The organism is Leucobacter sp., assembly GCF_053528595.1.
Map to the genome: position 1 here is coordinate 1 of NZ_JAIVPF010000050.1, position 18,488 is coordinate 18,488.

At 70.4% G+C, this 18,488-nt stretch carries 15 protein-coding genes; 10 read left to right on the forward strand and 5 right to left on the reverse strand.

The window, feature by feature from the left end; translation table 11 throughout:
* Positions 1-816 (forward strand): NAD(P)H-dependent flavin oxidoreductase (locus ACWKZU_RS10075; protein WP_449282191.1); only part of this gene is annotated, 816 nt, incomplete at its 5' end.
* 132 nt (positions 817-948) lie between these two features.
* On the opposite strand, the gene ACWKZU_RS10080 is transcribed toward ACWKZU_RS10075, so the two are convergent.
* The 5 genes from ACWKZU_RS10080 to ACWKZU_RS10100 form a co-directional block, all read right to left on the reverse strand.
* The gene (locus tag ACWKZU_RS10080) at positions 949-1,677 is read right to left on the reverse strand and encodes a FadR/GntR family transcriptional regulator (protein ID WP_449282192.1); all 729 of its coding nucleotides are present in this window, start codon (positions 1,675-1,677) and stop codon (positions 949-951) included.
* 173 nt (positions 1,678-1,850) lie between these two features.
* On the reverse strand, positions 1,851-2,642 hold the full coding sequence (locus ACWKZU_RS10085; RefSeq protein ID WP_449282193.1) for a 3-oxoacyl-ACP reductase: 792 nt from the start codon (positions 2,640-2,642) through the stop codon (positions 1,851-1,853).
* A 118-nt stretch (positions 2,643-2,760) separates the two neighbouring features.
* The gene (locus ACWKZU_RS10090; RefSeq protein WP_449282194.1) at positions 2,761-4,116 is read right to left on the reverse strand and encodes an aldehyde dehydrogenase family protein; all 1,356 of its coding nucleotides are present in this window, start codon (positions 4,114-4,116) and stop codon (positions 2,761-2,763) included.
* Positions 4,113-4,871: a gamma-glutamyl-gamma-aminobutyrate hydrolase family protein gene (locus tag ACWKZU_RS10095; RefSeq protein WP_449282195.1), complete on the reverse strand. Its 759-nt coding sequence runs from the start codon at positions 4,869-4,871 to the stop codon at positions 4,113-4,115. The genes ACWKZU_RS10090 and ACWKZU_RS10095 overlap by 4 nt, the downstream gene beginning before the upstream one ends.
* Positions 4,858-6,228: a glutamine synthetase family protein gene (locus ACWKZU_RS10100; protein WP_449282196.1), complete on the reverse strand. Its 1,371-nt coding sequence runs from the start codon at positions 6,226-6,228 to the stop codon at positions 4,858-4,860. Before ACWKZU_RS10100 ends, ACWKZU_RS10095 begins: the two co-directional genes overlap by 14 nt.
* A 262-nt stretch (positions 6,229-6,490) precedes the next feature.
* On the opposite strand from ACWKZU_RS10100, the gene ACWKZU_RS10105 reads away from it, so the two are divergent.
* From ACWKZU_RS10105 to ACWKZU_RS10145, 9 genes are all read left to right on the forward strand, one after another.
* Entirely contained in the window at positions 6,491-8,044 is a 1,554-nt protein-coding gene (locus ACWKZU_RS10105) for an amino acid permease (protein ID WP_449282197.1), read from the forward strand.
* 128 nt (positions 8,045-8,172) lie between these two features.
* Positions 8,173-9,900 carry an ABC transporter substrate-binding protein gene (locus ACWKZU_RS10110; protein ID WP_449282198.1) on the forward strand — a complete coding sequence of 576 codons (1,728 nt, stop codon included), beginning with the start codon at positions 8,173-8,175 and terminating at the stop codon, positions 9,898-9,900.
* 126 nt (positions 9,901-10,026) lie between these two features.
* Complete coding sequence (locus ACWKZU_RS10115) at positions 10,027-10,746, forward strand: SDR family NAD(P)-dependent oxidoreductase (protein ID WP_449282199.1); 720 nt, start codon at positions 10,027-10,029, stop codon at positions 10,744-10,746.
* A 21-nt stretch (positions 10,747-10,767) separates the two neighbouring features.
* Positions 10,768-11,490 carry an SDR family NAD(P)-dependent oxidoreductase gene (locus ACWKZU_RS10120; protein ID WP_449282200.1) on the forward strand — a complete coding sequence of 241 codons (723 nt, stop codon included), beginning with the start codon at positions 10,768-10,770 and terminating at the stop codon, positions 11,488-11,490.
* Positions 11,491-11,566: 76 nt separating this feature from the next.
* Entirely contained in the window at positions 11,567-12,409 is an 843-nt protein-coding gene (locus ACWKZU_RS10125; protein ID WP_449282201.1) for a polysaccharide deacetylase family protein, read from the forward strand.
* 46 nt (positions 12,410-12,455) lie between these two features.
* On the forward strand, positions 12,456-13,490 hold the full coding sequence (locus ACWKZU_RS10130) for a sugar ABC transporter substrate-binding protein (RefSeq protein WP_449282202.1): 1,035 nt from the start codon (positions 12,456-12,458) through the stop codon (positions 13,488-13,490).
* 64 nt (positions 13,491-13,554) lie between these two features.
* Positions 13,555-15,063, forward strand: a complete 1,509-nt coding sequence (locus tag ACWKZU_RS10135) for a sugar ABC transporter ATP-binding protein (RefSeq protein WP_449282203.1) — start codon at positions 13,555-13,557, stop codon at positions 15,061-15,063.
* Entirely contained in the window at positions 15,060-16,076 is a 1,017-nt protein-coding gene (locus tag ACWKZU_RS10140) for an ABC transporter permease (protein WP_449282204.1), read from the forward strand. The genes ACWKZU_RS10135 and ACWKZU_RS10140 overlap by 4 nt, the downstream gene beginning before the upstream one ends.
* A 4-nt stretch (positions 16,077-16,080) precedes the next feature.
* Complete coding sequence (locus ACWKZU_RS10145) at positions 16,081-18,480, forward strand: penicillin acylase family protein (protein WP_449282205.1); 2,400 nt, start codon at positions 16,081-16,083, stop codon at positions 18,478-18,480.
* Positions 18,481-18,488: the final 8 nt, after the last annotated feature.

The following is an 18,488-nucleotide window of genomic DNA, read 5'->3' on the forward strand; positions in this document are numbered from 1 at the left end:
AGCGCGGGATCCGTCGCGGCGCTCGAGCGGGAGCTCGCCCTTCTCGACACCGGCGGCAGGCCGTTCGGGATCGGCCTCGTCGCCTGGGGCCTCGAACGGGACCCGGCGATGCTCGAGCGTGCGCTCGCCGCCGGTCCCGCGCTCGTCTCGGTGAGCTTCGGAGACTGGGAGGGCGAGGATCCGCGGCCCTCGTGGATCGAGGCCGTGCGCGCCTCGGGAGCACTGGCCGTGACCCAGGTCGCCACGGTCGCGGAGGCCCGCCGCGCGGTCGACGCGGGCGTCGACGCCGTCGTGGCCCGCGGGCAGGAGGGCGGCGGGCACGGCGACCACCGGGAGCCGCGGGACGCGCTGCTGGCGGCCGTCGTGGACGCGGTCGACGTGCCGGTGCTGGCCGCCGGTGCGGTGAGCACGGCCGAGGACCTGGCTCGCGTGCTCGAAGCGGGGGCGGCGGCGGCCTGGGTCGGCACGGCCTTCGCGGCCTGCGACGAGGCCCTGACCGGCGACGCCGCCCGCGCCGTGCTGCTCGACGCGGACGGCGCCGACACCCTGGTGTCGCGGGTGCTCGACGTGGCGCTCGAGCGGCCCTGGCCGAGCCGGTTCCCGGAGCGGCTGCTGCGCACGCCGTTCGTGGATCGCTGGCAGGGACGGGAGGAGGAGCTCGCGGCCGATGCGGAGGCCCGCGCCGGGTTCCGCGCGGCGGTGGCCGCGGGGGACTACTCCGTCGTGCCGCTCGACGCGGGGGAGGGCGTCGGAGCGCTGACGGCGGTGCGACCCGCGGCCGAGGTCGTGGCGGCGCTGGCCGGCGCCTCCCTCTGAAGGCGGGCCCGCCCGCGCCCTCTCCGCCGAGGTTCTCCGCTCGAAACCGAGCCCACTGTACGAACCCGAAGCTTTCAGCGCCGATGCTGTGCTCGGTATGGAGCATCGGGCTCGGTTTCGAGCAGGAACCTCCTAGCGGGACGACAGGAAGCCGCGCAGCAGCGCCGCCGATCCCTCGATGTGCTCGAGCATGGCCTCGGCGGCCGATTCGGATCGGCCCGCCAGGATCGCCGCCACGATCGCCTCGTGCTGCGCGTGCGAGTGGGCGAGATTGGGGGGCAGCACGGGGATGTCGTCGAGCAGGGCGTTGACCCGCGAGCGCAGGTTCGCCACGAGCGGCACCAGGCTCGGGGAGCCCGACAGCTCGGCGATCAGCAGGTGCAGCCGCGAATCGAGCCGCCGGTGATCCGACGCGTCGGCCGCGGTGCACTCCTCGAGCGCGAGCACCAGCGCCGTGCGGTCCTCTGCGCTCAGCTCGCGCGCCGCCGCCTCGCGCGCCGCGCCCACCTCGAGCACCCGCCGCAGCACGGTCGTGTCCTCGATCTCGTCCTCGCCCAGCTCGGTCCGCTCGGTGCGCAGTGCGGAGGGGCTGGGCAGCTCGTCGACGACGAAGGTGCCGCCGTAGCGTCCGCGGCGGGAGACCACGTACCCGGCATCGGAGAGCGTGGAGAGCGCGTCGCGCACCGTATCGCGGCTCACCTTCAGCATGCTCGCGAGCTCCCGCTCGGCCGGCAGGCGGTCGCCGGGCGGGATCAGTCCCAGGCGGATCGACTGCAGCAGCCGCCTGACCGTCTCCTCGTAGGCGTTGATCGGGCGCACCGCCCCGATGAGCAGCTCGACGCCTTCGGATGGGACGTGCATGGCTCTCCTCTCGGGATGGTGCGTGTGCTTGGCCGACGGAGCGCATCGGCCGCCGCATCTGCTGATCGAGCGAGTCGAAGTGCCGAGATCATCGGCGGATGAGGGTTTCGACTCGCTTCGCCCGCTCGACCGCGGTGTCTTCCGCTACGGCCGCGCCTGGCGAGAGTCTACGCTCAGAGCGGGGTCGTGTAGGCGCTGGTGAGGCCGCCGTCGACGAGGAAGGTCGACGCCGTGATGAACGACGCGTCGTCGCTCGCGAGGAAGGCGACCGAGGCCGCGAGCTCCTCGGGCCGCGCGAAGCGGCCGACCGGGATGTGCACGAGGCGGCGGGCGGCGCGCTCGGGATCCTTCGCGAACAGCTCCTGCAGCAGCGGCGTGTTCACGGGCCCGGGGCACAGCGCGTTCACGCGGATGCCCTGCCGCGCGAACTGCACACCGAGCTCGCGGGTCATCGCGAGCACGCCGCCCTTCGAGGCGGTGTACGAGATCTGCGAGGTCGCGGAGCCCATGACCGCCACGAAGGACGCCGTGTTGATGATCGAGCCGCTGCCCTGCGCCGTCATGTGGCGCAGCGCCGCGCGCGAGCACAGGTACACGCTCTTCAGGTTGACGTCCTGCACCTTCTGCCACGCGGGCAGCTCGGTGATCTCGATCGAGTCGTCGTCGTCGGGGGAGATGCCGGCGTTGTTGAACGCGATGTCGACCGAGCCGCACTCCCGGGCGGCCGTGTCGAACAGATTGTCGACCTGACCCTCGTCGGTGACGTCGACCTGCACGAACAGGCCGTCGACCTCGCCCGCCGCGGCCTCGCCCGCCGCGGGGTTCATGTCGCCGATGACGATCCGCGCCCCCTCGGCGCGCATGCGCTTCGCGGTGGCGAGGCCGATGCCGCTCGCGCCGCCGGTGATGACGGCGACCTTGCCGGCGAGGCGCTGGGTGAGATCGATGGGGGTGATGTCGCTCATGGGTGCTTCCTTCGGGATCGTCATTCTGCGTGGGGCCGCAGCATCTGTGTGGTGGATCCTGCGACTCGCAAGCTTGCGCAGGACGGCGGCTGGGCTGCTCGCGCAACCGGCGGCGCGGTCAGTCGGCGGCGAAGAACACGTTCTTCGTCTCGGTGAAGTGCTCGGCGGCGTCGGGGCCGAGCTCGCGGCCGAGCCCCGACTGCTTGAAACCGCCGAAGGGCGTCGAGTACCGCACCGAGGAGTGCGAGTTGACGGAGAGGTTGCCGCCCTCGACCCCGCGCGCGACGCGGATGCCGCGGCCGAGATCCCGCGTCCAGATCGAGCCGCTCAGCCCGTACTCCGTGTCGTTGGCGATGCGCACCGCATCGGCCTCGTCGTCGAACGGGATCACCGACACGACGGGGCCGAAGATCTCCTCGCGCGACAGGCGGTCGCCGGGCGCGCCCTCGACCACGGTGGGGGCGAACCAGGCGCCGGGCCCTTGGGGCGCCGAGCCGCGGAAGGCGACCCGCACGTCGTCGGTGAGGAAGGAGGCGACGCTGTCGCGGTGCGCGAGCGTGACGAGCGGACCCACCTCGGTCTCCTCGAGAGTGGGATCGCCGACCCTGACACCCGTGACGGCCCGCTCGAAGTGCTCCATGAAGCGGTCGTAGGCGTTGCGCTGCACGAGCAGGCGACTGCGCGCGCAGCAGTCCTGGCCCGCGTTGTCGAAGACCGCGTAGGGGGCGGTGGCCGCGGCTTTCTCGATGTCGGCGTCGTCGAACACGATGTTGGCGCTCTTGCCGCCGAGCTCGAGCGTGACCCGCTTCACCTGCTCGGCGCAGCCGGCCATGATGCGCTTGCCCACCGCCGTCGACCCGGTGAAGACGACCTTGCGCACGTCGGAGTGCGTGACGAAGCGCTCGCCGACGACGGATCCGCGCCCGGCGAGCACCTGGAAGAGCCCCTCCGGCAGGCCCGACTCGAGCGCGAGCTCGCCGAGGCGGAGGCTGGTGAGCGGCGTCCACTCCGCGGGCTTCAGCACCACGGCGTTGCCGGCGGCCAACGCGGGGGCGAAGCCCCACGCGGCGATCGTCATGGGGAAGTTCCACGGCGTGATGACGCCCACGACGCCGAGCGGTTCGTGGAAGGTGACGTCCATGCCGCCCGCCACGGGGATCTGCCGTCCGATGAGGCGCTCCGGCGAGGCCGAGTAGTACTCGAGCACGTCGCGCACATGCCCCGCCTCCCAGCGGGACTGCGTGATCGGGTGGCCGGAGTTCGTGGTCTCGAGCTGCGCGAGGTGCTCGACATCGGCGTCGACGGCGTCGGCGAAGCGCCGCAGCGCCTTCGCCCGGTCGGCGGGCGCGACGCGCGCCCACTCGCGCTGCGCGCGCACGGCCTCGGCGATCGCGCGATCGGTCTGCGCGGCGTCGAGGTGCGCGACCTCGGCGACCTCGGTCTCGTCCGCGGGGTTGACGACGGTGTAGCTCATGGCTGCTCCTTTGCGAGACGGTGGATTCTGGCGGCTGCGACGAGGCCCTCGAAGAGCCTGCGGTCGTCGCGGTTCTCCTCCGGGTGCCACTGCACCGCGATCCCGAAGGGGACCGACGGCAGCTCGATCGACTCGATCACGCCGTCCGCGGTCCGGCTCGTGACCTCGAGCCCCAGACCGACCTCCCCGATCCCCTGGTGGTGGTAGAGGTGCGCGCGTGCACCGCGATCGTCGCCGAGCACCTCGGCGATCCGCGATCCCTCCTCGACCTCGACGTCGATCGGGTTGAAGACGCCGTCGCCGAGCTGGTAGCGATCGTCGCCGACCACGTCGGGGAGGTGCTGGATCAGGGTGCCGCCCAGTTCGACGTTGAGCATCTGCGCGCCCCGGCAGATGCCGAGGAAGGGCAGCTCGGCCTCGAGGGCGGCCTCGAGCAGGGCGCTCTCGAAGGCATCGCGGTCGCTGCGGGGCGCACCGGTGCGCTCGTGCGGCTCCTGGCCGTAGCGCGCGGGATCGATATCGGCGCCGCCGGACAGGATGATGCCGTCGAGGGTCGACACGATGCGCCTCGCGACCTCGGCGTCGACCGGCTGGGGCGGCAGCACGGCGGCGATCCCACCGGCGTCGGTGACCCCGTCGAGGTACACCTGGGGGAGGAACGACGCGCGCACGTCCCAGACGCCGGTCCGCGCCTGCTCCAGGTAGCTGGTGACGCCGATGACCGGCCGGTTCCCGGTCGTCTCAGAGCCGTTCAAAGCCGCGCACCCTCTCCCAATCGGTGACCGCCGCGTCGTAGGCCCGCACTTCGACGCGGGCGGCGTGCACGTAGTGCTCGACGACCTCGTCTCCGAACACCTCCCGGGCGAGGGCCGACCGCTCGAAGAGGTCGGCCGCTTCGCGCAGGGTGGTCGGCACGCGTTCGATGTCGCTCGCGTACGCATTGCCCGCGAGCGGCTCGCCGAGCTCGAGTTCGCGCTCGATGCCGGCGAGGCCCGCCGCGAGCATGCCTGCCACGGCGAGGTACTGGTTGACGTCGCCGCCCGGCACCCGGTTCTCGACGCGCATGCCGTGCCCGCGGCCGACCACGCGCAGGGCGCACGTGCGGTTGTCGTGCCCCCAGGCCACGGCGGTCGGGGCGAAGCTGCCCTCGACGAAGCGCTTGTAGGAGTTGATGTTGGGCGCGTAGAGCAGCGTGAACTCGCGCATCGCCGCGAGCTGGCCGGCGATGAAGCGCCGGAACATCTGCGACATGCCGTCGGGAGCCCCGGGATCCGCGAACACGGGATCGCCCGCCGTGCTGCGCAGGCTCGCGTGCACGTGGCAGCTGTTGCCCTCGCGCTCGTTGAACTTCGCCATGAACGTGATGCTCTTGCCGTGCGCGTCGGCGATCTCCTTCGAGCCGCTCTTGTAGATCGAGTGGTTGTCGCAGGTGGGCACCGCGTGGGCGTAGCGGAAGGCGATCTCCTGCTGCCCGAGGTTGCACTCGCCCTTCACGCCCTCGCAGTACATGCCCGCGGCGTCCATCGAGTTGCGGATGTCGCGCAGCAGCGGCTCGAGGCGCGTGGAGGCCTGCAGTGCGTAGTCGGTGTTGTAGTCGGTCGACGGGGTGAGGTCGCGGTAGCCGCTCCGCCACGCCGAGCGGTAGTCGTCGTCGAACACGAGGAACTCGAGCTCGGTGCCGACGTAGGGCACGAGGTCGTGCTCCGCCAGCCGGTCGACCTGGCGCTGCAGGATCGCGCGCGGCGAGACCGGGATCGGCGTGTGGTCGCCCGCGGTCGTGAGGTCGGCGATGACGAGCGCGGTGCCCGGCAGCCACGGGGTGCGGCGCAGGGTCGAGAGATCCGGGATCATCGCCATGTCGCCGTAGCCGCTCTCCCAGCTGGTGAGCGCGTAGCCGTCGACCGTGTTGAGCTCCACATCGACCGCGAGCAGGTAGTTGCAGCACTCGGCCCCGTGCGCCATGACGTCCTCGAGGAACAGCCGGGCGGAGACCCGCTTGCCCACCAGCCGGCCCTGCATGTCGGTGAAGGCGACGATGACGGTGTCGATCTCGCCGCTCGCCACCGCCTCGCGCAGTTGCTCGGGGGTCAGGTTTCCGCTCGCTGGGGACATACAGTGCTCCTCCTCGGCTCTGAGGGTGTCGCGTTCACGTGGTTTTTCGCGTTTATGGTCTGAACAAAGACCTTAGCGGTGATTCTCGCTCTGGCAAATCCTGCTCGTGAGTGTTCTCCACGTATGGACTCGATGGGAAAAGAATTTTCAAAAGGTAGTTGATTCGACCATTGAATTCACTATAGTCGGTTGACGTACGCCGCGTCATCGGGCGCGCTCGCAGCGGACCACTGCGATTCACGACGAAGTGAGGGAGGCCGGAATGGCCAAGGACACGCTGAAGGTCTCGGGAGTCACCTACACGACTGCCGAGTCGGGATATTTCGAGAAGCGGAAGCTCAAGCGCTCCGCCGGGATCTGGGGCCTGTGGGGCCTCGCCGTCGGCGCGGTGATCTCGGGCAACTTCTCGGGCTGGAACTTCGGAATCGATGCCGCGGGCTTCGGCGGCATGCTCATCGCCTTCGCGATCCTCGTCGTGATGTACTACGGCCTGGTCTTCTCGATCGGCGAGATGGCGGCGGCCATGCCGCACACCGGAGGCGCCTACTCCTTCGGCCGGGCGGCGATGGGTCCCTGGGGCGGATTCGTCACCGGCCTCGCCGAGACGATCGAGTACGTCGCGACCACAGCGGTCATCGTCTACTTCTCGGCCGCCTACGCGAACGGCGTCACCGAGGCGCTCATGGGCTTCACACTGCCCAACTGGCTGTGGTGGGTGATCCTCTACGCGGCCTTCGTCGGCCTGAACACCGCCGGCGCGGCCATCTCGCTGAAGTTCGCCATCATCGTGTCGGTGATCTCCATCGGAGTGCTCGTGCTCTTCGGCATCATGGCGCTCGTGAGCGGTGCGGCCGACTGGGGCAGCCTCTTCGACATCGCGCCGGACCCGGGCCAGACGGCCTTCCTGCCGCACGGCGTGCTGCCGATCCTCTTCGCCCTGCCCTTCGCCATGTGGCTCTTCCTCGGGATCGAGGAGCTGCCGCTCGCCGCCGAGGAATCGCACGATCCGGTGCGCGACATCCCCCGCGCCGGCGTCTGGGCGCGCGGCACCCTCATCTTCACGGGTCTGCTCGTGCTCTTCCTGAACACCGCGGTGCTGGGCGCCGAGGCGACGGGCGTGGCCGGCGAGCCGCTGCTCGACGGCTTCCGGGTGATCGTCGGCGAGGATCTCGCCTGGGTGGCCGGGGTGCTCGCCCTCTTCGCCCTCTTCGGCCTGCTCGCCTCGCTGCAGGGCATCATGTTCGCCTACGGCCGCAACATGTACTCGCTGTCGCGCGCCGGCTACTACCCGAAGTTCCTCTCGCTCACCGGCCGGCGCCAGACGCCGTGGGTCGCGCTCCTCGCGGGCGCGCTCATCGGATTCGCCGCGCTGCTGGTCGTCGACGCGACGGGCGGCGACGGCGGCGTCGCGGGTGCGGTCGTGCTGAACATCGCGGTCTGGGGCGCCGTGCTCGCCTACTTCATGCAGATGATCTCCTTCCTGATCCTGCGCAAGAAGTACCCCGACGCGAAGCGCCCGTACCGCAGCCCCTGGGGCCGATTCGGCGCCATCGCGGCCGCCCTGATCTCGGCCCTCATCTTCCTCGGCTTCCTGCTGAACGAGACCTTCCGCCCGGCGATCGTGGCGATCGTGATCGTCTACGTCGTCGCGCTGCTCGTGTTCGGCTTCTACGGCAGGCACCATCTCATCCTGTCTCCGGAGGAGGAGTACGCGGTCTCCGGCGGCCTGCACGGCGACCCGGAGCGCGAGGGCTACGGCGGCCGGGTCGAGGAGGATCTCCTCGCGATGGACGGCGTCGACGAGCCGAAGCAGTAGCGGCGCGCCCGCTCGAGCGGCGGCTCTCCGCCCGCCGCTCGAACGGGCTCGACGGCGCACGCGAGCCCCGGCTTCTCATGCCTGATCCCCAGCGCCCCGCGCCGCCGCCGGCGGTAGAATCGCCAGGCATGGGGCAACGCTTCTTCGTCGAAGTCGACGCGGATGGGAACGTGGTCTCCGTCGAGGACGGGGATCTCTCCGAGCTGCCCGTCGATCTCCTGCCGCTGCTCGGCCGCTTCGCGGTGCAGCGGGTGCTCGAATCGGGGTTCATCTGGGCCCCGGAGGGCCGGCCCCGGGCCTGCCAGGTGCAGGTGGCCCCGGCCGGATCCGACGACCCGGCCCGGGCCAGCGTGTACGTCTCCGGCGAGTGGCTCGAGGAGATGCCCTTCACGCTCACCTTTCGCGAACTCGACGTCCTGACCCTGATCGCGCTCGGGCTGTCGAGCAACCTGATCGCCGAACGCCTGAGCCTGTCGCCGCGCACCGTCACCACGCACATCGATCGGATCCTTCGGAAGATGGGTGCGACGAGCCGCACGGCAGCGGGGGTCATGGCAGTGGACCAGGGGATCGTACGGGTGCCGCTTCCCGCCGGAGTCGAGGAGGAATCCGAAGTGCTCCGGCTCGGCCGGACGATGCGCGGCACGACCACCCGTGGCGACGGCGCCCGCCGCATCGTGCGGAGACCGCTGCTCATCGGCGCGGCGTATCCGCTCCGCGGCGCCGCCGTCGCCGACGGGATCGAGATGGTCCGGGCCAGCCAGCTGGCGGTCGAGGAGCTGAACGCGCGCGGGGGGATCGACGGTCGCGAGGTCGGCCTCGAGATCGTGGGGATCGACCTGTTCGACGGGGACCAGGTGCGCACCGCGTTCGAGGAACTCGTCGCGAGGCAGGTCGACGTCGTGACCTCCGGCTATCTCGCCCGACAGGACGTCGCGCACGAGGTGGTGGCCGATGCGCGCATCCCCTACCTGCACGCCGCGACGCTCGACGTGATGACGCAGCGCGTGCGCGAGGACTCGTCGCGCTACGGGCGGATCTTCCAGGTGTGCCCGAGCGATTCGAACTACGCGCCCCGCTTCGTGGAGATGATGACCCAGCTGCGGGATCGGGGGGAGTGGCGGCCGACGTCGTGCCGGCTCGTGATCATGCAGGGGGGCTGGGCGCAGACGGATCTGGGGATCGACCGGGCCGCGCAGATCGCGGAGCGCTCCGGCTGGGACCTCGAACTCGTCCGCGTCAACACCGTGGGCGACTCCGGATGGCGCGAGTGCGCGCGAGCCGCCGGCTCCTCCGCGCCCGCGGCGATCATGATCGGGAGCTATCTGGTCGACGACACGACCGCTTTCCTCGAGAGCTTCCTCGCGCATCCGAGCGACTCCCTGCTCTACTCGCTCTACTCTCCGAGCGTGCCCGAGTTCCGCGAGCGGATGGCGGAGGCCGCCGACGGGCTGCTGTGGGCGACCGTCACGGGAACCTACTCCGACTCCCACGCCCGGGCATTCGCGACGCGCTTCCGCAACCGCTTCGGCGTCAATCCGGGACGATCCCACGCCGGTATCGCCTACGACCGGGTCGCGCTCATCGCCCACGCCTGGCAGTACGCCGCGAACCCGCGCGACGCGTCCCAGGTCACGGAGGAGCTGCGCCGGGTGATCTACCGAGGGGTGAACGGGGTGTACCACTTCGGCGATCGCTCGCAGGCCGCTCAGAGCTATGCGGGCAGCGGCGGGGATCCGTCGCTCGCGCAGGCGCACCTGGTGTTCCAGATCCAGGGCGGCCGGCAGCGCATCCTCGACCCCGCGCCCTACTCGGACGGCAGCTTCATGCTCCCGCCGTGGTTCATCGGAGGCTGAGACTCCACTCCGTTACGCGACCGTGACCGTCGCGTACGCATTCTTGCCGATCCGCGATCCGTCCCGCGCTCCGTAGCGTGAGCGGTGTTCTCCAACGGCTGCAGAACACAGGACGGAGTGGACCGGATGAACGGCAGACTGCAGGGCAAGATCGCGATCGTCACGGGTGCCTCGCGAGGCATCGGCGAGGGGATCGCGCGAGCCATGGTCCAGGCCGGGGCGACCGTCATCGCGTGCGACGTCCTCCCGTTCGAGGCGGACGGCGCGGCCGCGGCCGAGCAGCTCGACGTCGTCGACGAGCGCGCCTGGCAGCGTCTCGTCGCCCGGGTGACCGACCGTTTCGGCGCGCCGCAGGTGCTCGTCAACAACGCGGGGGTCACGGGGCCCGATCCGATCGATCGGGTGAGCCTCGCGGAGTGGGAGCGCATCGTGGGCGTCGACCAGACCGGTGTCTTCCTGGGCATGAAGGCGGTGATTCCGGGCATGATCGCGAGCGGCGGCGGTGCCATCGTCAACGTCTCCTCGATCTGCGGCGCCGCGGCCGTTCCCGGCATCGCGCCCTATCACGCGGCGAAGGCCGCGGTGCTGACCCTGACCAAGAACGCCGCGGTGACCTACGCGCCCGACGGCATCCGGGCGAACGCGATCCTGCCGGGGTGGATCGCCACACCCATGACGGCCGGGCAGAACGACGCGGTGAACCGGGTGTTCCTCGACGCGACCCCGCTTCGCCGGCCCGGAACACCGGCGGATGTCGCCGGCGCTGCCGTGTTCCTCGCCTCGGACGAGGCGGGCTTCGTGACCGGCGTCGATCTCCCGGTCGACGGCGGATATCTGGCTCGCTGAGCCCCGAGAGGAAGCAGGACCATGCAGAGACTGGACGGAAAGATCGCGATCGTCACCGGTGCCGCGATGGGGATCGGCGCCGAGGTGGCGCGCCTCTTCGCCGACGAGGGCGCCTGGGTGATCGCGGCCGACATCGCCGAGTTCGCCGTCCCCGCTCCGACCCGGGTCGAGCAGCGCGTGCTCGACGTCGGCAGCGAGGACAGCTGGGCGGAGCTCGTGTCCGGGACGCTCGCCGCCTACGGACGGATCGACGTGCTCGTCAACGCCGCCGGCATCATCGGCTACGAGGCGATCCACGAACTCGATCTCGCGGAGTGGGAGCGCATCCTCCGCGTCGACCAGACCGGCGTCTTCCTGGGGATGCGCGAGGTCATCCCGGCGATGCGCGAGCGCGGCCGCGGATCGATCATCAACTTCTCGTCGGACTGGGGCGTCGTCGGAGGCGTCGGCGTCGCGGCCTACAACGCGGCGAAGGGCGCCGTGCGCGGTATGTCCCGCAACGCCGCCGTGACCTACGCCCGGGACGGCATCCGGGTGAACGCGATGATCCCGGGCTGGATCCGCACTCCTCTGACCGATCGGCAGCCGGCCGACGCCAACGAGCGCGTCATCGGGGCGACTCCGATGGGCCGGGGAGGAGACCCGGCCGACATCGCCTGCGGATGCCTCTTCCTGGCGTCCGATGAGTCCCGTTTCGTCACGGGCACGGACTTCGTCGTCGACGGCGGCTTCCTCGCCGCGTGATCCGCCTCATCGCCCCGATCCACCGATCCCCTTCGACGACCCCCTTCATCGACCCACCAATGATTGGAGCACACCCATGACCCTGCACCTCCCCGAGGGAAAGACTCTCGCGGTCAACATCGGCGCCGACTTCGACGCGCACAGCGTGTGGATGGGCACGTTCGGACTGTCGAGCCCCAGCTATCTGTCGCGCGGCGAGTTCTGCGCGGAGGTCGGCGTGCCCCGCCTGCTCGATCTGTTCGAGAGGTACGGGGTCCAGGCCACCTGGTGCACCCCGGCGCACACCATGATCACCTTCCCCGAGCGCTTCCGCTCGATCGTCGACGCCGGGCACGAGATCGCCGCGCACGGGTGCTGGCACGAGCCCGTTCCCAAGCTCGACGCCGACGAGGAGCGCCGGTTGATGGAGGAGACGCTGCGACTGCACGAGAAGCACGTGGGGCGGCGTCCGCGCGGCTACCGCTCGCCCGCGTGGGACTTCACCGAATCGACCCTCGGCCTGCTCGAGGAGTTCGGCTTCGAGTGGGATTCCTCGCTCATGGGCCGGGATTTCGAGCCCTACCACCCGCGTCCCGTCTCGGTGGGCTGGGAGGAGGGGAGCACCTTCGGGGATCCCAGCCCCATCCTGGAGTTCCCGGTGTCCTGGTTCCTCGACGACTTCCCCGCCGCCGAGTACATCCCCGGCGTGAACCAGGGCCTCGGCTCGAGTGAGGCCATGTTCCAGCGCTTCAAGGACCATTTCGACTACGCGTACAAGCACGTGCAGGGCGGGGTGCTCACGATCACCGTGCATCCGCAGACCATCGCGCGTGCGCACAACCTCATCGGATTCGAGAAGTTCATCGACTACATGGCCTCGTTCCCCGGGACCTGGTTCGCGGGCCTGAGCGACATCTACGACACCTGGTCCGAGAACTGACCGCCTTCCCGTTCCATCCCCGAGCGACGATTCAAAGGAGAATCACATGAAAACGCGCAGACCCCTCATCCCCGTCATCCTGGCGGGCGCCCTGCTCCTGGCCGGCTGTTCGAGCCCCAGCCAGAACGCCGCGGAGAACCGGCAGAGCACCGACGGCCAGCCTCAGCCCACCGTCGAGTCGGTCGACGAGCTGAAGGTCGCCTACTTCTCCGCGGGCAGCAGCAACCAGTATCTGCAGGCGGCGATCGACGAGGCGAAGAGCTACGCTGGCGAGCGGGGCTTCGCGCTCGACGTCTTCGACGGCGAATTCGACGCGCAAGTCCAGTTCGACCAGATGCAGACGGCCCTCACGAGCGGCAAGTACAACGCCTTCGCGGTGGAGCCGAACGACGGCAATCTCGTCTGCAACCTCCTCACGCAGGACGCTCCTGCGGCGGGGGTGATGGTCGCGGTCTTCAACCTGCCGATCTGCGGCCGGGCCACCAACCTCGGAGAGGAGACCTGGGAACCCGGAACGGTCAACTACGTCGGCGGTCAGACGCTCGACGTCTACGAGGCCTGGGTGGATCAGGGGAAGCAGGAGTACCCCGACGGGGCGAAGATCGCACTCATCTCGGGGCCGGACCTCAACGCCAACTCCATCGCCTTCTTCCAGGCGGCCGAGGCGTTCGCGGAGGGGCCGTGGGAGGTCGTGGCTCAGCAGACCACCGACTACACCACGCCGCAGGCCTTCCAAGCCGCGCAGACCATCATGCAGGCGAACCCGGAACTCGACGTGATCATGTCGAACTTCTCCGGGATGACCCGGGGAGTGCTGCAGGCGACGGCCGGCTCCGAGGTGGCGGTGTTCGACTTCGGGGGCGATCAGTGGGCGCTCGACAACGTCGAGAGCGGATCCCTCGCGTCGACGATCATGATGCTTCCCCGGCAGGAGACGAGGTATGCGCTGCAGGGCCTCGTCGAACTCGTGGAGGGCGAGAGCACGCCGAAGTTCGTGAACCTCGCCGCGCTCGACTCCCTCCCGGGCGGCTCGCCGTTCGTCTACCCCGACAACGTGGACGAGTACGAGGCGGAGTACTAGCAGGCCCGGCGGGGCGCGGGCCGGTTCCCGCGCCCCGCCGCCGACCCACGACTGAGGAGTGGCAGTGAGCAGAGATACCGAATACGCCATCGTCTGCGAGGGCGTCTCGAAGAAGTTCTCCGGGAAGTACGCGGTGCACCGGGCCGATCTGCGGGTCGTTCCCGGATCCGTCCACGCGCTCGTCGGCGAGAACGGAGCGGGCAAGTCGACCCTGCTCGGGATGATCTCGGGCCGTCTGGCGAACGACGAGGGGCGCGTGCTGGTCTTCGGCGACGGGCTCCGCGCCGCCAGCCCGAGGGACTCCCGGCATCACGGTCTCGCGGTCGTCTACCAGGAGCTCACGATGGTGCCCGGCCTGAGCGCCGCGCAGAACGTCTTCCTCGGGCAGCTGAGATCGACCGCCGGCTTCGCCGACGACCGATCGATGCGCGAGCGCTTCGTCGAGCTCTGCGAGGAGTTCGAGGTGAGGATCGATCCCGAGGCACTCGCGCGGGACCTGTCGATCTCACAGCAGCAGATCGTCGAGATCATGCGCGGCGTGCAGGCGAACGGCCGGATCCTGATGCTCGACGAGCCGTCGGCCGCCCTCGCCGAATCGGAGCGCGAGGTGCTCTACCGGGTGCTCTCGAAGCTGCGCGCCAAGGGGACGACGATCGTCTTCGTGAGCCACAACCTCGACGAGGTGCTGGCTCTGAGCGATCACATCACCGTGATGCGCGACAGCGAGGTCGTGCGCTCCGCGCCCCGCGACGAGTGGACCAAGCAGACCATCGTCCGATCCATGGTCGGCAAGGACGCCGTGATCGAACGACGGGCGCGGGAGTACCCGCTCGGCGACACGGAGGTGGAGATCGCGCACCTCGATCTTCCGGGCGGGCTGCACGACATCAGCATCAGTGCGAGACGGGGCGAGATCATCGGGCTCTGGGGCCTCGTCGGCTCGGGGCGCACCACCCTCTTCCGCTCCCTGTTCGGGCTCATCCCCCGGGCGAGGGCGACCCTCCGCATCCGCGGCCGGGAGCGCCCGCTCCCGCGCTCGGCGAGGGAGGCGATCGCCGCGGGGATCGTGATGGTCCCCGAGAGCCGGAAGGCCGCGCTGGTGATGGGCATGGACAGCGTGTCCAACTACTGGCTCGGGCGACGGGCTCCCGGCCGGTTCTTCACCGCGCCGAAGCGCGAGGAGCCGGACGCGAAGCGGGTCTCGGAGTTCTTCGGCTTCAACGCGCGGCGACTCCGGGATCCCGTGCGCAATCTGTCGGGCGGCAACCAGCAGAAGGTGCTGCTGGCCAAGTGGGCCGGGCGCGATCCCAGCCTCTTCCTCATCGACGAGCCCACGCGCGGCATCGATGTCGGGGCCAAGGTCGAAGTGCTCGACTCGCTGCGGGAACTGGCCGCCGAGGGCGCGACGATCATCGTCACCTCCTCGGAGCTCGAGGAGGTGCTCGCCGTCTGCGACCGCCTGCTCGTGCTCGCGCACGGTCGTGTGGTGCACGAACTCGACATGGCCGACGGCGACACCTCGGTCGAGGAGATCCTGAAATTCGGATTCGGAGAAAGCGAAGAAGCAGCATGAACGACGTCACCACCGCCCCCGCGAACGGCGGGGCCGCCCCGAGGGTCTCCGACGGAGTCGGTTCCGGCAACCGGAGCCTCGGGCACTTCGCATCGAAGTACGCGATGCTCGGCGTGCTGATCGTGCTGATCATCATCGCCACAGCGCTCTACCCGGGGTTCCTGAACCCCGCCAACATCGGCAACATCCTCACGCAGAACGCCGCGGTGGGCCTGATCGCCATCGGGATGACCTTCGTCATCATCAGCGGCGGCTTCGACCTCTCGATGGGCGCCACCTACGCGCTGGGGGCGACCCTCTTCGCGGGCCTGACGCTGCAGACCGGCTCGGTGTTCGTGGCGGGCATCGGCGCGCTCGCGGCCGGACTGTTCGTCGGGCTCGTGAACGGGCTGATCATCTCCCGGTTGAGCGTGAACCCGTTCGTCGCGACCCTGGGCACCTCGTCGGTGATCAGCGGAGTCGCCTACATCTACTCCAGCTCGTCTCCGTTCATCGTGAACGACAACCCCGCCTTCCAGGACCTCGCGCTGACGCGCATCGCGGGTGCGGTGCTGCCGATCTGGATCCTGGTCATCGCGTTCGTGCTCGCGGCGGTGCTGCTCGCGAAGACCACCTTCGGGCGCAACATCTACGCGGTGGGCGGCAACTACGAGGCGGCCTGGTTGACGGGCCTGCGGGTGAAGGGCCTCAACAGCAGCGTGTACGTCTTCACCGGTGCGCTCGCCGCGCTGGCGGGCATGATGGACGCCTCGCGTCTCGGCGTCGGGCAGGCCGACGTCGGCGCTTCGATGGCGCTCGACGCGATCGCCATCGTGGTCGTCGGCGGCACGTCCCTCCTCGGGGGCGAGGGCGCCATCTGGCGCTCCGCGGTGGGGCTGCTGATCCTCGCCACCCTCACCAACGTCTTCTACAGCCTGAACGTCTCGCAGCACTGGCAGCTCATCGCGAAGGGCGTCATCGTGGTGGCGGCCGTCGCGGTGGACGCCGTGATGCGGGCGCGGAAGCGGGGGTGACCCGATGGGGGAGAAGCAGCGGGCGCGCTCGGCGCCGATGCGGTTCGAGGTGCCGGCGCTCGCCGAGCGCGTCGAGATCAAGGTCGACGCGTGGGGCGTCCCGCACATCTACGCCGGGAGCCGCGCCGACGCCTTCGTCGCGCAGGGCTTCAACGCCGCGCGGGACCGGCTCTTCCAGATCGACCTGTGGCGGCGCCGGGGGCTCGGCCTGCTCTCCGAGGTCCTGGGCGACGCGTACGTCGAGCAGGATCGAGCGAACCGGCTGCTGCTCTACCGCGGGGACATGACGGCGGAGTGGGACGCCTACGGGCCCGGGGTGCGCGAGGCCGTCGAGGCCTTCGCCTCGGGAATCAACGCCTACGTGCGGTGGACGCGCGAGGATCCCGAGCGGCTCCCTCCCGAGTTCGGCCTCTACGGGTACGAGCCCGCCCTCTGGGACGCCGCCGATGCGGTGAGGTTCCGCACCCACGGGCTGTTCTACAACGTCGAGCAGGAGGTCGCCAGGGCTCGTACCGTGCGCCTCGCCGGCGTCGAGGCCGATTCCCTCCGTCAGGCGAGAGAGCCCGCCGATCCGCTGAACGTTCCGGAGGGCGTCGACTGGAGCCTCATCGACGACGAGGTGCTGCGCGGCTATCGACTCGCCTTCGCCCCGGTCGCGTTCGAGGGACGACCGGATCCCGCCTCCGCGCTCGAGTCGGTCAGCGGCAGCAACAACTGGGTCGTGGCGGGATCGCGGACGTCGACCGGCCGTCCGGTCCTGGCGAACGATCCGCACCGCGCGGTCACCCTGCCCTCCCTGCGGTATGTCGCCCACCTTGTGGCCCCCGATCTGAACGTCATCGGGGCGGGGGAGCCGGGTCTGCCCGGAATCTCGATCGGGCACAACGAGAGGGTGGCCTTCGGACTCACGATCTGGCCGGCCGACGTCGAAGACCTCTACGTCTACCGACTCGACCCGGAGAACCCCGAGCGCTACCGGGGTGCGAGCGGATGGCGGGAGTTCGAGCGCGTCGAGGATTCGATCCCCGTGCGCGGGGGCGGTCCCCGCACCGCGGAACTGCGCTACGCCGAGCACGGCCCCGTGATCCACCACGATGCGGAGGCGGGAGTGGCCGTCGCGCTGCGCGCCGTGTGGCTCGAACCCGGGATGGCCCCGTATCTGGCGAGCATCGGCTACAACGACGCCGGGGACGCCGACGAGTTCCTGGCGGCCCTCGATCGCTGGGGCGCACCCGCGGTGAACCAGGTCTACGCGACGATCGACGGCGACTGGGGCTGGCAGGTCGCCGCGCGCATCCCGCGCCGCCGCGGCGGGGACGGGAGCATGCCCGTCTCCGGCGAGGGCGGCGCCGACTGGGACGGATTCGCGACCGCGCGGGATCTGCCATCGGAGCGACGACCGGAGCGCGGATGGATCGCGACCGCGAACGAGGAGAACCTGCCGGACGGCTGGGACAACCGTGCGCTCACGGCGACCTACGACTGGTACTCGGGAGCACGCGCGCAGCGCTTGCGGGAGTGGCTCGGCGGGGATGCCCGCGTGTCGGTCGAGAGCTCCGCGCGCATGCAGATGGACGAGAGCAGCCCCCACGCCCGGGAGCTGATCGCGGCGTGCTCGGAGTTCCGCCCGCAGGATCCGGCCATCGCCGAGGAGTTCGATCGCCTGACGGCCTGGGACGGCGTGGAGGAGGCGGGATCCCGCGCGGCGCTCGTCTTCGAGATCTGGGTGCGACGGCACCTCCGGCCCCGTCTGATCGGCGAGCGGCTCGGAGCGCACGGACTCTCGGGCGCCTCCCTCGAGGAGGCCACCGGCCTGCTCCTGACCGACGAATCCTTCGGCGGCGACCTGCGCGGCGAGCTGCGGCTCGCCCGCTGGATGGGGCCCGCGCTCGGTCCCGATGCCTGCCGCAGCCTCGTGGAGGAGACCCTCCGCGCCGCTCGCGCGGACATCGAGCGTCTGCTCGGACCCGAGCGCGAGCAGGACTGGTCCTGGGGGCGGCTGCATCACTCCGCCGTCGTGCATCCGGCCTTCGAAGCCCGTCGCGCGGAGGTCGACGCCTCATGGGCGGGGATGGGGCCGATTCCTCGCGGGGGCAGCGGGGACACGGTCGGTATGGCGGGTTACGACGCGGCATTCAGGCAGTCGATCGGGTCCACGTTCCGCATGGTGCTCGATGTCGGGGACTGGGACCGGAGCCTGGCGATGAACAGTCCGGGTCAGTCGGGAGACCCGCGCTCTCCCCACTACGGCGACCTGTTCGCCCCGTGGGCTCGCGGCGGCACGTTCCCCCTGGCGTTCTCGGCCGAGGCCGTGGACCGCCATACGGTCCAGGTCATCCGGCTCGAGCCCGCCGGGGGCGGACCGCGCCCCACCGGCCACGGCGGCGACGAGCCGAAGCCGTAGCGGAGCGC

Excerpts from the sequence above, each read along its gene's own strand:
- ACWKZU_RS10100 (WP_449282196.1), bottom strand. The coding sequence starts at position 6,228 with ATGTCCCCAGCGAGCGGAAACCTGACCCCCGAGCAACTGCGCGAGGCG.
- ACWKZU_RS10080 (WP_449282192.1), bottom strand. The coding sequence starts at position 1,677 with ATGCACGTCCCATCCGAAGGCGTCGAGCTGCTCATCGGGGCGGTGCGC.
- ACWKZU_RS10145 (WP_449282205.1), top strand. The coding sequence starts at position 16,081 with ATGGGGGAGAAGCAGCGGGCGCGCTCGGCGCCGATGCGGTTCGAGGTG.
- ACWKZU_RS10120 (WP_449282200.1), top strand. The coding sequence starts at position 10,768 with ATGCAGAGACTGGACGGAAAGATCGCGATCGTCACCGGTGCCGCGATG.
- ACWKZU_RS10110 (WP_449282198.1), top strand. The coding sequence starts at position 8,173 with ATGGGGCAACGCTTCTTCGTCGAAGTCGACGCGGATGGGAACGTGGTC.
- ACWKZU_RS10125 (WP_449282201.1), top strand. The coding sequence starts at position 11,567 with ATGACCCTGCACCTCCCCGAGGGAAAGACTCTCGCGGTCAACATCGGC.
- ACWKZU_RS10130 (WP_449282202.1), top strand. The coding sequence starts at position 12,456 with ATGAAAACGCGCAGACCCCTCATCCCCGTCATCCTGGCGGGCGCCCTG.
- ACWKZU_RS10140 (WP_449282204.1), top strand. The coding sequence starts at position 15,060 with ATGAACGACGTCACCACCGCCCCCGCGAACGGCGGGGCCGCCCCGAGG.
- ACWKZU_RS10115 (WP_449282199.1), top strand. The coding sequence starts at position 10,027 with ATGAACGGCAGACTGCAGGGCAAGATCGCGATCGTCACGGGTGCCTCG.
- ACWKZU_RS10105 (WP_449282197.1), top strand. The coding sequence starts at position 6,491 with ATGGCCAAGGACACGCTGAAGGTCTCGGGAGTCACCTACACGACTGCC.
- ACWKZU_RS10090 (WP_449282194.1), bottom strand. The coding sequence starts at position 4,116 with ATGAGCTACACCGTCGTCAACCCCGCGGACGAGACCGAGGTCGCCGAG.
- ACWKZU_RS10085 (WP_449282193.1), bottom strand. The coding sequence starts at position 2,642 with ATGAGCGACATCACCCCCATCGATCTCACCCAGCGCCTCGCCGGCAAG.